Below are 13597 nucleotides of genomic sequence, written 5' to 3'. Positions count from 1 at the left end.
AGCTTCACCAAAAACCTTTATAATTACAGGATGTTATCAAGCCTTACTTTTTAAACAGTCTCTTACGATGTACGGATATCTTCGCCCACAGGCGTCATATCATGCAGCATCGCGGCCATTTCATCCAGAGAGGGTAGGGTGCGATGCGGTGGGGAGACGATTTCGGGCCATTCCATCTGGCGCATGACCTGTGCAAACCGTGCCGGTGTGGTTGCCTCCGCGCTGGAGGGGGACAGGGAGCGTTCCATCCAGTTGACACTGGCCATTCCCGCCATCTGGCGCAGGGCAAACAGGATCTGTTCCGCCCGGTCCAGGCGGGCGGATCTGTGCAATCCTTCCAGCCGGGTCTGCTGGCACTGGATTTCGGCCCGGGTGCTTGTGGTGCCTGCCATGCGGCGGGCCTGTTCGATTTTCTCACGTTCGGCCTCATGCGTGCCGGTCGCCATGACGGCGTAGCGGATATTGGCGATAAAGGCTTCCGCCACCTGGGTCGCCAGGGCAGGGCCGCGGCGTTCGGGCCAGAGCACAAGGCATCCCGCCAGCCCGACAAGGCTGCCGATGATGTTATTGACCGATCGTGCCATGCCCACATCCCATCCTGCGCCTGGACTGACAAGGTCCGTAACCAGGACGAACAGTTGCGTCATGAACAGGACAAGCAGTGTGTAATTGACCGCCCGTAATGCAATCGTTGCCGCAGCCAGCGGGAAAATCAGCACGAGGATCAGCCACATGGGCAGCACGACGCCCATGATGGCAGCCAGCAACCCGCCCGCGATGCTGCCCACGACACGTTCGATCGTGCGGGGCAGGGTGATCACGCCCTGTGGCTGCATGACCACGACCACCGCCATCATGGCCCAGTAGGCATAGGGCAGGGAGAATTCCCGCGTGATGCCATAAGCCACCAGCACCGATACCGACAGGCGCATGGCGTGGCGCAGTACCATCGGCCATCCGCGCCATCGTGCCTGATGCGCCGTCCGCCCCCCGTCATGGATCACGGGGTGCTGACGTGGTGTTTCGGACAACGTGGAGAGCAGGTCGCGCAGGGCCATGGCACATGTGCGTGCGCCACGGCCATAAAGGCTGTTTTCATGGGCGCAGAGCATATCAATCCGCGCGATATGGCGTTGTAGCGCCATCGTATCGGGGGTGGGTTGACCCACCACCCGGGCCGCACGTTCAAGCATGACCATCAGATGACGCAGGATACGGCGCGTCATCGGCGATGGCGGTGCCAGCAGGACCGCATGTTCAAAAGCGATCAGGACCACGAAAATCCGATCGCATATTTCCAGTGTGGGCAACAAAACGGCGCGTGTCTGGCTGCCTGCGGCATCTGGTGACAGGATTTCGATGCGTGCGCGGGTCCGTTCGATGCGACTGCGGATTTCGCGACGATAGGCACCAATCGAAGTGCGCGCACCGCTTATGCCAGCCATACCCTGACGCGGTGGGATCACCATGCGTCGGGTCATGCGCCCTTCTTCGCGAAATATTTCTGCACAGGCTTGGCGCAGCGGGGCATATGCATCCACGGGCCATGCAATGGTACAGACCACCACGGCCCATCCGGCCCCCAGTGCAAACAACCCGGCCAGTACAAGCGCGCCATGTGGTGGCATGGGATAACAGATGGCCACGACCGCCACGATGGCGGCCAGTACCCCGATCTGCGTCGCGGTGGCGCCACGCAGACGGCTCAATCCGCAGCACAGGACAATCACAGCCAGTAATGGTGCGGCCAGCACGGGACCATACCCCGCCGCCATGGACATTATGGCGGCAATTACAGTGCCCATCGTGCCGAATGTCAGCAACGTACGCAGCCGGGCGACCAGCGGGCCACCAGGGTCGACCAGGCAGGTCCAGAACGCGGCAAAGGCCGACCATGCCATCAGCGGCATCTGCAACGTCAGCGCAAGCGCCATCATGATGCCGACCGCCACCGCCGCACGCAGCCCTTCGCGCAGGGCAATCTGTTCGGGCGCCATGCTGATGGCCCGTATGCCCAGCCAGTGCGTCAGGCGGGTGGGCGTCAGTCGGCGCGACAGGGTGCGCAGGGGGCCATACTGGCGTGGGCGTAGTTTTGTCTTCATGGACTACCGCATAAATGGAGGCACGAAAGTAAAGTGTAGGCTGGCATGGTCGGTCTGTTGCAGGTTCCTATCATGAAAGAACAGGCTGACACGATAACTGTCGATTGTTTCATGAAAGAAAAAATACCGACGTAGCCGATTTATCAACATATTCCCGCCATCATAAGGGGACCGCGTGGGATTCTGGCCGTCATGGTGCATTGTTGATCCATCGGGGGCAGGCAATGTGGCTGCCTGCGTTATCAGGGAATGGCGGAGTGCTGATAAAGCCCGATATCGTGTCGCTGGCGCTGACGCCATCCGTGATCGGAAATGTGCCAGATGCTGTCTGTATGGTGCGTGACCTGTCGGATATGCTTTTGGTGCCTGCTGCCTTTATTCATGTTGTGGTACGCAATGGTGGCGCTACGCTTCCCTCGATATCATGCCTGCCCTGCCTGAACCGTAGCTGAGTACGCTCAACGGTTTTGTAAATGACTGCACTTGATCCAAAGTTAAGCTTAGAGACTGTTTGAAAAGTCAGGATTGATAACACACTGAAATTATAAAGGTTTTTGGTGAAGCTTTTTCTAAAAGCTTCAGAAGACGCCGCCTTTCTGAAAAAAGGTAGCACCCAGAAATTTTTTCTTGTTTTTTATCAATGACTTGTTTTCAAATACTCTCTTAAGCATGACGAAAGCCGTGGTCCATATCCCAGACGCCATGACCGATGATATGATGATTGCGTTCCTGCTTGCACTTAGTCATTGGTGGGGGGAACTGTCCCGCATCGCGTGTGGCAGCATGGCGACGGGAATGTGCTGTCCATGGGCCGATATGATAGTGGGTCAGGCCGGATGCCTTCCCCGGATGCCCATGCTGGCGGTGGAAACTGTCGTGATTCAGCCCCATCGTATCAGCGCCACGATGGAAATGCGCCGGGCGATGGGAAGCAGGTGCAGGATAATCCCGCCGCATTTGATGCGGGCAGCGCACGTTCCTGCGCTGTGGACCGATGACCTATAGAGGCCCTTCAGGTACGTCCGCTGCCGACAGGACCGGCAGGGCATCGCCATCGGGCAGGTTGTAATGCCACCATTCCGGCTCATAACTGTCCCACCCCGCCGCACTCATCAGCCCGAGCAGGAGGGCACGGTTGCGGATCACCTCAGCCGACAGGCCCTCAAGCGCGCCATGGGCCGAGAGTGGGGTTACGGCATCGAACCCGGTTCCCATGGGCAGGTCCTCCCCCGTGGCAAGGTCGAACAGCGTCAGGTCAAGTGCGATGCCGCGTGGATGGGTGCCGCCAAGGGCCGGGTCGGCTACAAATGTCTTGTCCGATACCGCGTCCCACAGGATGGATTGCACTTCGATGGGGCGAAATGCATCGAATATCCGAAAGCCAAGTCCCAGGACCTGCGCGCGGGCAAGTGCGCGGACAAAGGCCGCATGTGCCTCCCGATGCAGCAGGGCAACAGGGCGGGCATAGACCGCACGACCGACAAAATTATTGTCCGAAGCATAGCGGATGTCGAGAATGACTCCCGCAGTTTCCTTAATGGGCAGTAACATGCATATCCGTCCCGTCTGCTGTATCAATTAAGGGAATGTTCGCAAAAATTTCAAACGAACTATATTAAAAAATTCTGGAAAGTATATTTCGAACCCTATGCAGGCTATTTCCTTTGTGGGGAAGGCCTTGTCCTACTTTATACCCATTTCATCCTTCATTTTCCGTATTTCCACTTCGTTTTCATAGGCGACCATCTGGGGCCGCATATGGGCGAACAGGATCTGGTCGTTACGGATCACCATTTTTCGCAGGTGCCAGAACTGTTCGGCATCCATGATCAGCGTGCGCGAAATGCCATCAAGGGCGTCAACCTGGATATATTCAAGGTGCTTTTCCAGATCCCTGTATGTTTCCTCGGCAAAGATGGGGACGAAGCAGAGTTCCAGATGGCACGGAATCCCTGAATAGGGTGTAATATTCAGACCATCAAAGACCTTGATGCGGCTGATATCGAATTTTGTGAACTGTTTCAGAAGCCACGCTTTTTCCTCCTGGGTGGCCATCTGGTCAAAATCCTTGAGATGCACGTCAAGGAACACGCTCTGGTCACGGACAACCGTCTGGTTCACTTCATCCAGTTGCTGGACATAGGCGGCCTCTTCCTGTGAATGTTTCATCAGGATGTTATGCCTGGCGAAATCCACGTCCCGGTTGTCCGACCACAGGAAATAACCGCCCATCAGCAACAGGATCGACAGACCGGTCACGCCCGCCGCGATCAGTAGCAGGTTGCGCTTGATATACAACAAAATCCCCTATCGCGCATTGTGCGTCACAAGCGGGCATCGTATCCGTGAACCTGCCGTTCAGGCAATCCGTATCAGCATGGCCGGGTCCTGTTGCGGTGTCCTGTCGCGCGCATATTTACGCAACACCGCCCCCTGCATATCGCGACAGTGTCGCGATGGGCGGTGGTGTTACCCCTGCACGGGCGGTAAAGCGCGCGGTGCTGGTGTCGCACGCATACAGGGATGCGGCCTGTCTGCTGTCGCGGGCAAGGGTATCGACTGCATGGATGATCTTATCTGCCTTTGCGTCATCCATCAGGACACTGAAATTGAGGCGTACCCATCCTGGCTTGTCAATTTCCTGCCCGGACAGGATGGCCGTGCGCAACAGGTCCGAATGTGCCTGCTCAATGCCCATCAGGCGATGCGCATATGGTCCTGCGCAGGCGCATCCTCCGCGTGCCTGAATGCCGAAAAGGTCCGAGAGCATGCGGGTAAATAATTGCTGATGGACGGGTTCGCCCGTCTCCGGGTCGCGCACCTGAAACGAGAAGAAGGGCAGATGCGCATCGGCCCGCGGGTTGCCAAGGATACGCAGCGACGGATTGGTGGACCATACGGATAATGCACGTTGCCGTAACCGGGCATGGCGTGCGTCCATCGTATCCTGTCCTATGGCGTCCTTGACCATGAAGGCCAGCGCCGCGCGGATGTCGCCGATGACATTGGGGGTGCCGGCTTCCTCCCGGCTGATCGGGCTTTGGGAATAATCATGCCCCCATGGGGAGACGAAGCGCACAGTCCCGCCCCCAGGCATGGTGGGGCGTGACCGGCGCAGGGCTGCGTTGCGCACGATCATGACACCGGAAGATGCCGGGCCACCAATGAATTTATGCGGCGACAGGACCACCGCGTCCTTTTCCCACGGGGTCTGCGCCATCATGTCCACCGGCAGGTAGGGGCCACCCCCGGCATAATCCCATACAGCCAGCGCCCCATGACGGCGGAGGAGCGCAGTGGTCGCGTTGGCATCGGTGATGATGCCCGTAACGTTGGAGGCGATCGAGAATGCCCCGACCCTGATCCTGTCGGGCGATGTGGCGCACAGGGCGCGTTCAAGGGCGGCAAGGTCAGGGCCGCCGGTCTGTGCCTCGGGGATTTCGATGACCTCGGCGCCACTTTCGCGCCACGGCAGGATGTTGGAGTGATGTTCATATGGCCCGATGAAAACAATCGGCCTGCCCACGTCCCCATTGTCGCCGTTCGGCCCTACGCCCAGCAGGTGGACAAGACGATTGATCCCTGCGGTGGCGCCCGACCCGGTGAAAATGACCGAAAATCCATCATCCGCACCACACAGCCGGGCAATTTCCCCCCTGGCGCGGGCGCGCATGCGGGTCATGTAAGCGCCGCAGAAGGACGCTTCGGTATGGCTGTTGGCATAATAGGGGAGGACATGGGTTGCGATGAACGCCTCCACCTGCCGCAGGGGACGGCCTGAAGCCACGTAATCGGCATAGATCAGCCCATGCGGCCCAAAAGGGCCGGGGATCATGATACCTTCCCCGATCAGGCCCGCGCGCAGCAGCGCCAAGGTGTCCCCTTCACGCAGGCTGGCGGCAAAGGAGGCATAGAGGGTGGCTTCGTCCTGCATCTGTCGGTTTTCCCGTGAATGTCGTGCTGCGCAGAGCCTATCTGTTTGTACAGGAGGTGTTTTCCCATTTTCTGCTTTATTTTTATATTTTTGTGGTCATATGATCTAAAATGACTAAAGAAATGGATCATTTTGATCGTTGCATCCTGCAGGCCCTGCAAAATGATGCCGGCCTGTCGCAACGTGAACTGGCCGATCGTGTGGGGCTGTCGCAAAATGCCTGCTGGCGGCGGGTGCAGGCCCTGCGTGAAAGGAAGGTCATCACCGGGCAGACCGTGCGTCTTGACCCGGACAGGATGGGCCTTGGGCTGACGGTATTCGTCATGGTGCGTACCCGCCATCATTCACGTGAATGGCTGCAGAAATTCCGCATGATCGTCATGGGCATCCCCAATGTGATCGATTTTTACCGCATCGCAGGCGATTATGATTATATGCTCAAGATCATGTCAGAGGACATGAACGCGTTCGATGCGATCTACCAACGGCTTATCGAACAGATCGAACTGGACTCCATCACGTCGTACATCACGATGGAAGCCATCGCCAATAACCGCGACCTGCCCGTACGCTGAATTCGTGGCGTTGCGTGCGCGGATGAGGTAGTGGGAGGACATGAAGGGACCATCTTCTTCCGCCAGGGCGCGTGCGCGAAAGGACGGGCGTGGCGTTGCGGCGGCCGTGCGTAAACGGCGCGAACGCCGTGCATTGTTGGGATTGGCGGCGGCAACCGCGATCCTGTTATGCGCGGCGGCGGGTTTTCGTGCCTTGATCGCAAACCGGCCGGTGGAGGAAATCGGTGGTCCTTATACCCTGCTGGATGATACGAACCATGTCGTGACGCAGCAATCGTTCCATGGACGTTATACGTTGCTGTATTTCGGCTATACTCACTGCCTGGATGTCTGCCCGCTGACGCTTGCGACCGTGACGGCGGCGCTGGATCGGCTTGGTGCGCGTGGGGAGCAGGTTGTGCCGGTTTTCATTTCCATCGACCCGGCACGTGACACGCCTGCGCGTGTCCATGATTATGTCACATCCTTTTCCCCGCGTATTACTGGCCTGACAGGTGACCCGCAGGCGATCCATGCCGTGGCTGCGGAATTTCACGTGATGGTCCGCCCACGACAGGCCACGCCTGCCACCGCCGGGAATTATCAACTGGATCATAGTTCGATGCTGTTCCTGATGGATGGGCAGAACCATATGGTGTCCATGTTTCCCGTGGATTCCAGTGCGGAGGAAATTGCCACACGGTTACGCAATCTCCTGCCCGCAGGGTAAGAGAGTGTTTAAAAACAAGTCATTGATAAAAAACGAGAAAAGTTTCTTGATGCCGCCTTTTTTCAAAAAGGCGGCATCTTCTGAAGCTTTTTGGGAAAAGCTTCACCAAAAACCTTTATCATTTCAGGATGTTGTCAAGCCTGACTTTTCAAACAGTCTTGAAGAAAATAAAGGCTAATTGGTCCCGTGTTTTCTCAGGTAAGAGATCTCCTTTTCAAAGCCTGTGAAAAAATCTTCATCAAAAAAACTATGATTTATCGGCTGAGTTTCTGTCGGGGTTCGTCAGGGCGCATAGCAGGACAATCACCATTAGTGCGGCACCGAGTTCTGGCAGGACAATCCCCATCACCACAATGCAGGTGATGGTTGCCCCCCCCAGATGTCCGTCGCGCACCGATGGCGGGATACCGATATGGCCCGGTGGCCTGCGACGGCTCCACATTACGAAGGCGGCAATACTCATCGCCAGCAGGCCGAGTGCAACCACAAGGTTGATGATCTGGTTGGCAATCCCGAACAGTTGGCCTTCATGGGCGGCCACCCCATAGCCGATTACCCGATCTACGATCGGTTTGTCCGCGAATGTGTCGCGCCCTACGACCTGCCCGTCGGGGGTGATGCGCACCGTCATGCGCCAGGGGCGGTCCTGTGTATCGGAACGCACCTGCCATGGTTGTCCGGCCTGTGGCGGGGGGGTAAGCAGCACGGGATAGCGCAGGCCGAGCGTCGCCCCCGTCAGCGCAACCCTGTCAAGAGCTGCCTCATCCAGGGGAGGAACCGGTGCGGTGGCGACAGGGGGCATATCCATACCAGGCATGGAGGACATACCCTTCATGCCTGTCATGGTGTCCGGTATGGGGGGCGTGGCAGGTGTCCCCGCGATGGTGTCGCGCACGCGGACATGACCGATTTCCCAATCCTGTATTGTTGTGATGCGACCAATGGTTTTTTCAACGGATTGCAGCGCGTGCCCCCATACAAACGACCAGGGCAGGCCGGATGCAAGGAACAGTATGACAAAGAGCGAAAGCCATGCGCCGGTGACGGCATGCAGATCGCGCAGGCGTGTCCGCCCCCGCGCGTTGAGGCGGGGATATACCACGCCGCCGGTTTGTCCTTTGCGCCCGCGTGGCCACCACAGATACAGGCCGGTTACAATCAGAACGATTGTCCACGATGCCACCATTTCCACGATTACGGAACCGACATTGCCAAGTAGCAACTGCCCATGCAGGTTGAAAATAATACGCTCGAAACGGTGTTCTTCAGAAACATGCTTTAATATCTTAAGCGAGTGGGGATCGACATAGACACGTACCGCATCGGCCCCATGGCTTACGATCACACGTGTGGCGCTGTGTGCGGTGCGTGGCAGTTCATAGGCCAGGAGATGCGATCCTGGCACCGCTGACAGGGCGGCTGCGACCACCTGTGACGGGGGGGCGTTATTGCCCCCCGTGGCGAGATGTTCGTAACGCCAGTCGATCAGGTCATCAACCTGCGGTTTGAACAGATAGATGCCACCCGTCAGGGACAGGAAGGCCACAAAAGGCAGGCAAAGCAGGCCGGCAAGGAAATGCCATCGCCAGACCATACGATAATCGGGCCACAGCGCGCGCATTATGCGGTGGCGGGCACCGTTATGGGGGATATTCATCAATCTATCCTCAGAAACGGACCTTCACGCCGCCATAAAAGGCGCGTGGGGAACCGGCGTAAATCGAGCCTGTACGGGTCGCAAGAACAGCCGCCCCCGCATTATGCCCATTTGATGCAAGCACATCGGTAATATTGGTTGCCCCGGCGATGTAGGTCTGGTTGGCCACGTTCTGTATTTCGAAAAAACCATGCAGATGACGTATCCATCCGAAACGTGCAGGGGGATCGTAATGCAGTTCAAGATTGAGCAGTGCGTATCCTGGCGCCTTGAGAAGATTGGCATTATCCAGCCAGTAATCCCCGCGCCATGTCACCTCGGCATAACCACCCAGTCCCTGTAAGGGGCCGCTTGGCTGGTCATACAGAAGGCGGGCATTGAGAAAATGCGGAATGACGCCCGGAATGCTGTTCCCGGACCGGTCAAGCGCGCGTGACATCGTGCTGTTGGAAAGGACTTCGGTATAACGGGTATAGATCTGGTTGTCATAGGTGTAGCTCAGCATGACTCTGGCCCCTGACAGCGCGCGTGGCAGGGGTGTCCATGTCGCCCCGACTTCCACGCCGCGATGTTGTGACGCGGGGGCATTGAACGTATAGGCGCCCACCGTGTTCACCCCGGCTGACTGACTGACCAGTTCATTGCGGTAGAATTCGTAAAAACCCGTTGCCTGTATATTAATGGTGGAGGATGGATGCCATTCTGCCCCCAAGTCAAAGCCAAGGCTCGTTTCGCTCTTCAGCCGGGTATTGTTGCCATATGTGCCCTGCGGCGTGATGAAAAGGTTTGATGTGGTGGGGGTGGCATAGGCCGTGCCCACCCGTGTATGCAGCGTCCAGTTACGTGACGGCGCATAGGTCAGTGCGGCTTCGGGCGCAAGGTTGAAGAAATGCCGGTCAGCAGCGACAAGGCGGCGTGTGCTACCGCTGGCGCTGTTGGTCAAAAGGGTTTCCTGCGCCTCCAGACCTGAATAGGTGCCCCCCAGTCCGACCACGAGGTGCCATGCCCGTGCGAATTGCAGATCCTCTTGGAAATGCAGACCCGCGTTCCACTGGTGACTCCAGCTTGATTGCGTCAGTGCACCCTGACGTGCATGTCCGCCAGGGGCGACATTATAGACATTGGACAGGCCATCCAGGTCATCAAAGCTGATGCCTCCCGAACTGTTCAGCGCCATGCGACCGGGATGCGCTGTGTTGGTGACCTCGCTGCTGGCAGCATAGGAATCATAGGGACCGGTATAGGCATAGGGTGACGTGGGCTGGTCGATATGTCGCTGGTCATAGGTGAACTGCGTCCGTACCGTGGTGGATGCGTTGATATCATGTTCCCACCGCACGCCCGCGACTGTCCGGCGGTCGAACCGGCCCAGCCCGGCAGCCTGCGGGCTGGTGGCGACACGCGCCCCATAACTACCGTTCGACAGCAGGCTGACTGTGGCGCATCCTGCGGCTGCATGGCTGGCATCGGCGCATCCCGACTGGAACGGGTTGGTGGTATATTGTGCCAGTGACAACCGTACCGGCAGGTGGGTATCGGTGATGTTGTTGACGAATTTTACGATCAGGCGGTCTGATGGCGTCAGGTTGACCCGAAGGCGCAGGTTTTCAGTCGAGGTCTGATAACCGCTGTTGGCGATGAAGCCATTTCCGCGCACGTCGCTGCCAAAGATGACAAGGTCATATTTCCGGCCCGACAGGCCGAGCGTGGCATAATTATTGACCATGCCGAAACTGCCGAAATCCGACCCGACCTCCAGCCCATGGATATCCGCGCCCCGGCGTGTGCGGAAATTGATTGCGCCATTGATTGCGTAATTGCCAAACATGGTGGAGGCCGGTCCCTGAAACACATCCACCCCGTCATAGGCATGCGGGTCGATCAGGTCGGAACGCGCCGTCCCATCGGGTTGGGTCATGGGAAAACCATCCTCCAGTACCTGGATGTTTTTCATGCCATAGGCCTGCCTGTCGCCCGAGCCGCGCACGGACACCACGACGTCGCGTGGACCATTTCCTGCGACAAAGCTGACCCCGGGGATTGTGACCACCATGTCGGCCACGCTCTGACCCACATGACCGGCAAAGCTTTCGCGTGATGCGCTGTAGGTTGTCTGACCGGCGGGGCGTAGTGTCGCCGGGACATGTGATGTCCCGATTACAGTAATCCGTTCCCCTGCGCTGACTGAAGGTTTCGGCGCGCTGGTTGTGGTGTGGGTATGATGATGGGCCGCCCCATGATGATGGGGGGCGTCAGCGGCATGGGCGAGTGAAATCGCGGTGCAGGCCGCGAATGCCGCCATGCAGCCCGCGACGTGCGCAGGACGCCACGCCGCATTGAATGCACAATACATGGTTGAATAGACCTGAAATATGAATCGGGTGCGCCCGCACGATGGCGGGGCAATAAGGAAGGCGATTCAGTTCAGGTGAGGGGGGCCTTGCGGGCATAATGGGGAATAGCGTGCACGTGGCGGGCCGCGCACTGGTGGGAATATCCACACCCCCGACAGCAGTGCCAGCATGTCGGGGCCCACTGGTACAGTTCCCAGCATCGGCGGGGCATCCAGCCCATGTGCTTCGGCCAGCAGGGTCGCCATATCGGTGGCAGGCAGGTGATGGGCGTGATGGCCATCATCTGGGGGCAGGTCGCCTTCGCACAGGATCGACAGCAGTGATTGCTGTTCGCCTTGCGAATGAAGCACATTATCCGGGGAAGCCAGTCCACCAAAGGCGATGCGACTGATCAGCGCCAGCAGGATCAGCGACCATGCGATAATGGTCGGGCCTCCCTGCTGCTGTCTGGCTGTCATTGCGTGGCCTTTATGGAAATGGTCGGACCAGCGGGAACATGTAGCTGGGCTGTTGCTATTTTGACCGGTGATGGAGGGCAAGGCAATTGCAAATTTCATGACCGTCCGTTCGATCAGGGGCGCCTGTATGGTGAGCATGGCATATCCACGATTCTCACGTCCATATGGCATGGAATTTGTAAAATTCACAACATAAATCGTATATAAAAATATAAAACAAAAAAGAATGATATTTTTATTGACGCACTTTCAGGGCGCGCATATTCTTTGCCCATCGTTCATTCCCATGCCGGGATCAGGACAGGAAATACAGGTTCATGCCCCGTCTGACCGCACGAATGTGTCGCATCGGCCGATGTTACCTATCGAATATGCGTCCCTGGCCCACAGGGCGCATCTGGAAAGGATAGTCAGTGGCAATGCTGCTGGCATATGGCCTGTAATGACGGGCAGGAAAGGCAGTAAACCGATGCTTGAAACTCATATTATCGAAATCGATGGCACGTTTGTTGGAACGGTTATTGTAGAGCTGGATGGCAAGACCCGACGTTTTTATGCCACGCATGACAGTGTACGTTCATTTCATAACCGCTCGCTGTCGCATGATGATGACCTGACACAACAGGTGGCGCTTTCCTTTCGGCGCACCAGCCTGTCGCGACAGTTAACTGTGGAGTTCAACTGATTTGCAGGCGGTCAGAAAATTGATCCAAACCCGTTCCCTACATGCTCCTGCGGCGGCATCATGTTCAACGGGCAGGGGAGTAAGACACGACCATGCGGCAGTGGGTATGATCTGTGGCGCATTGTTTGTTTGGATCGTGCATTGTGCATGGACCGGGGCGTTGACGATGTCCGCCCTGTCCGATGCAACTGCGACATTTTTTCAGTATTGATGAGGCTGTCGGGAAAATATTTAGGAAACATAATAATATTTTCATAAGATATTATTTGAAAAGCTAAATCCGATAAGATCGTGAAATTATAAAATTTTTTGGTGAGCTTTTTCTAAAAAGCTTCAGAAGACGCCGCCTTTTTGAAAAAAGTCAGCACCCAAAAACTTTTCTTGTTTTCAGGAACTTTTTGAAAACAAGCCTTTGATAAACAGTAGGAAAAGATTTTTGGTATTGCCTTTCGATCGCAAGGCAACGTCTTTCAAAGGTTTTTGAAAAAAGATTCACCAAAAAATTTTATAATTTCACAATCTTATCGGATTTACATTCTTAAAAAGTCTCTAAGGTTTTTCAAAAAATTCTTCATGCAGCATGATATGACCGTCCTGCCTGCACGCCTCCGGCTTTGCAGCAGGCATGCGGGATTTCATGGCTGCATGGCGGTGGGGGCATGCAGGGCTGAATTGCGCTTGCGGGTTTTGTGGCGCACTTCTCTGGTCTGACGGGAAGGGTATAAAAGGCAGGCTGCGTTATAACGCGTAGTGTATGAAACCTTCTTTAGACCGGAATGGAAATTATTAATGTCAGTTCATGATAGCCTGCGTGAGGCAATTCAGAAAAAAGTTGTTGTTGGATTTGCTTTTAATGAAAAAAATTATATCGGTTCCCCGCATGCTCTGGGTGAAACCGATGGTGTCGCGCATGTCCTGATTTATCGTGGAGAAGATGCACATCAAAAAGGTGTTGCGCCGACCGGGCAGTGGAGTTGCCTGCCGCTGACGGGCATTTCCGATCTAAAGATGCTGCCGTCTGAACCTTTCCATGTCGGTCATCCTGATGCACATGACCTCAAGGGCTTGCATACGGTGGAAATTCGCGTGGCCTGATACCAGTTTTCCCTGCCTTGCCTCATGT

The 13597-nt window shown here is 56.5% G+C and carries 12 protein-coding genes; 5 read left to right on the top strand and 7 right to left on the bottom strand.

All coding sequences use genetic code 11. The features are described 5' to 3' along the window. Window positions 1-62 precede the first annotated feature (62 nt). Entirely contained in the window at window positions 63-2102 is a 2040-nt protein-coding gene (locus B7G66_RS00945; RefSeq protein ID WP_003619331.1) for an FUSC family protein, read from the bottom strand. A gap of 257 nt (window positions 2103-2359) precedes the next feature. Between B7G66_RS00945 and B7G66_RS17020 the strand changes: the two genes are divergently transcribed. Then, a complete protein-coding gene (locus B7G66_RS17020) occupies window positions 2360-2554 on the top strand; it encodes a hypothetical protein (protein ID WP_003619333.1) in 195 nt (64 codons plus the stop codon). 547 nt (window positions 2555-3101) lie between these two features. Here the strand turns inward: B7G66_RS17020 and ddpX are convergent. From ddpX to B7G66_RS00920, 3 genes are all read right to left on the bottom strand, one after another. Next, the gene (gene ddpX / locus B7G66_RS00930) at window positions 3102-3653 is read right to left on the bottom strand and encodes a D-alanyl-D-alanine dipeptidase (protein WP_003619336.1); all 552 of its coding nucleotides are present in this window, start codon (window positions 3651-3653) and stop codon (window positions 3102-3104) included. A 132-nt stretch (window positions 3654-3785) separates the two neighbouring features. Continuing rightward, window positions 3786-4403 carry a hypothetical protein gene (locus B7G66_RS00925; protein ID WP_139312461.1) on the bottom strand — a complete coding sequence of 206 codons (618 nt, stop codon included), beginning with the start codon at window positions 4401-4403 and terminating at the stop codon, window positions 3786-3788. A 115-nt stretch (window positions 4404-4518) separates the two neighbouring features. Further along, complete coding sequence (locus B7G66_RS00920) at window positions 4519-6036, bottom strand: aminotransferase class V-fold PLP-dependent enzyme (RefSeq protein WP_003619341.1); 1518 nt, start codon at window positions 6034-6036, stop codon at window positions 4519-4521. A 110-nt stretch (window positions 6037-6146) separates the two neighbouring features. Between B7G66_RS00920 and B7G66_RS00915 the strand changes: the two genes are divergently transcribed. Both B7G66_RS00915 and B7G66_RS00910 read left to right on the top strand, forming a co-directional pair. Continuing rightward, a complete protein-coding gene (locus B7G66_RS00915; protein WP_040510685.1) occupies window positions 6147-6611 on the top strand; it encodes an Lrp/AsnC family transcriptional regulator in 465 nt (154 codons plus the stop codon). Between the two features lie 40 nt (window positions 6612-6651). After that, complete coding sequence (locus B7G66_RS00910) at window positions 6652-7320, top strand: SCO family protein (RefSeq protein ID WP_003619345.1); 669 nt, start codon at window positions 6652-6654, stop codon at window positions 7318-7320. 247 nt (window positions 7321-7567) lie between these two features. On the opposite strand, the gene B7G66_RS00905 is transcribed toward B7G66_RS00910, so the two are convergent. From B7G66_RS00905 to B7G66_RS00895, 3 genes are all read right to left on the bottom strand, one after another. Beyond that, window positions 7568-8977 carry a PepSY-associated TM helix domain-containing protein gene (locus B7G66_RS00905; RefSeq protein ID WP_003619347.1) on the bottom strand — a complete coding sequence of 470 codons (1410 nt, stop codon included), beginning with the start codon at window positions 8975-8977 and terminating at the stop codon, window positions 7568-7570. Window positions 8978-8987: 10 nt separating this feature from the next. Continuing rightward, complete coding sequence (locus B7G66_RS00900) at window positions 8988-11330, bottom strand: TonB-dependent receptor family protein (RefSeq protein WP_003619349.1); 2343 nt, start codon at window positions 11328-11330, stop codon at window positions 8988-8990. 66 nt (window positions 11331-11396) lie between these two features. Beyond that, window positions 11397-11789 (bottom strand): hypothetical protein, encoded by a 393-nt coding sequence (locus B7G66_RS00895; protein ID WP_062809236.1) that lies wholly within the window; start codon window positions 11787-11789, stop codon window positions 11397-11399. Between the two features lie 469 nt (window positions 11790-12258). On the opposite strand from B7G66_RS00895, the gene B7G66_RS00890 reads away from it, so the two are divergent. Next, on the top strand, window positions 12259-12474 hold the full coding sequence (locus B7G66_RS00890; RefSeq protein ID WP_003619353.1) for a hypothetical protein: 216 nt from the start codon (window positions 12259-12261) through the stop codon (window positions 12472-12474). A gap of 789 nt (window positions 12475-13263) precedes the next feature. Next, on the top strand, window positions 13264-13569 hold the full coding sequence (locus tag B7G66_RS00885) for a hypothetical protein (RefSeq protein WP_003619358.1): 306 nt from the start codon (window positions 13264-13266) through the stop codon (window positions 13567-13569). Window positions 13570-13597 lie beyond the last annotated feature (28 nt).

The organism is Novacetimonas hansenii JCM 7643, assembly GCF_000964405.1.
Lineage (GTDB): Bacteria > Pseudomonadota > Alphaproteobacteria > Acetobacterales > Acetobacteraceae > Novacetimonas > Novacetimonas hansenii.
The sequence above is the reverse complement of the archived record's forward strand: the minus strand, read 5'-3'. Positions and strand labels throughout refer to the sequence as shown.

What these genes read in the sequence shown, in the direction of transcription:
- B7G66_RS00910 (WP_003619345.1), top strand. Translation starts at nt 6,652, where the DNA reads ATGAAGGGACCATCTTCTTCCGCCAGGGCGCGTGCGCGAAAGGACGGG.
- B7G66_RS00945 (WP_003619331.1), bottom strand. Translation starts at nt 2,102, where the DNA reads ATGAAGACAAAACTACGCCCACGCCAGTATGGCCCCCTGCGCACCCTG.
- B7G66_RS00905 (WP_003619347.1), bottom strand. Translation starts at nt 8,977, where the DNA reads ATGAATATCCCCCATAACGGTGCCCGCCACCGCATAATGCGCGCGCTG.
- B7G66_RS00895 (WP_062809236.1), bottom strand. Translation starts at nt 11,789, where the DNA reads ATGACAGCCAGACAGCAGCAGGGAGGCCCGACCATTATCGCATGGTCG.
- B7G66_RS00920 (WP_003619341.1), bottom strand. Translation starts at nt 6,036, where the DNA reads ATGCAGGACGAAGCCACCCTCTATGCCTCCTTTGCCGCCAGCCTGCGT.
- B7G66_RS00885 (WP_003619358.1), top strand. Translation starts at nt 13,264, where the DNA reads ATGTCAGTTCATGATAGCCTGCGTGAGGCAATTCAGAAAAAAGTTGTT.
- B7G66_RS00890 (WP_003619353.1), top strand. Translation starts at nt 12,259, where the DNA reads ATGCTTGAAACTCATATTATCGAAATCGATGGCACGTTTGTTGGAACG.
- B7G66_RS00915 (WP_040510685.1), top strand. Translation starts at nt 6,147, where the DNA reads ATGACTAAAGAAATGGATCATTTTGATCGTTGCATCCTGCAGGCCCTG.
- B7G66_RS00900 (WP_003619349.1), bottom strand. Translation starts at nt 11,330, where the DNA reads ATGTATTGTGCATTCAATGCGGCGTGGCGTCCTGCGCACGTCGCGGGC.
- ddpX (WP_003619336.1), bottom strand. Translation starts at nt 3,653, where the DNA reads ATGTTACTGCCCATTAAGGAAACTGCGGGAGTCATTCTCGACATCCGC.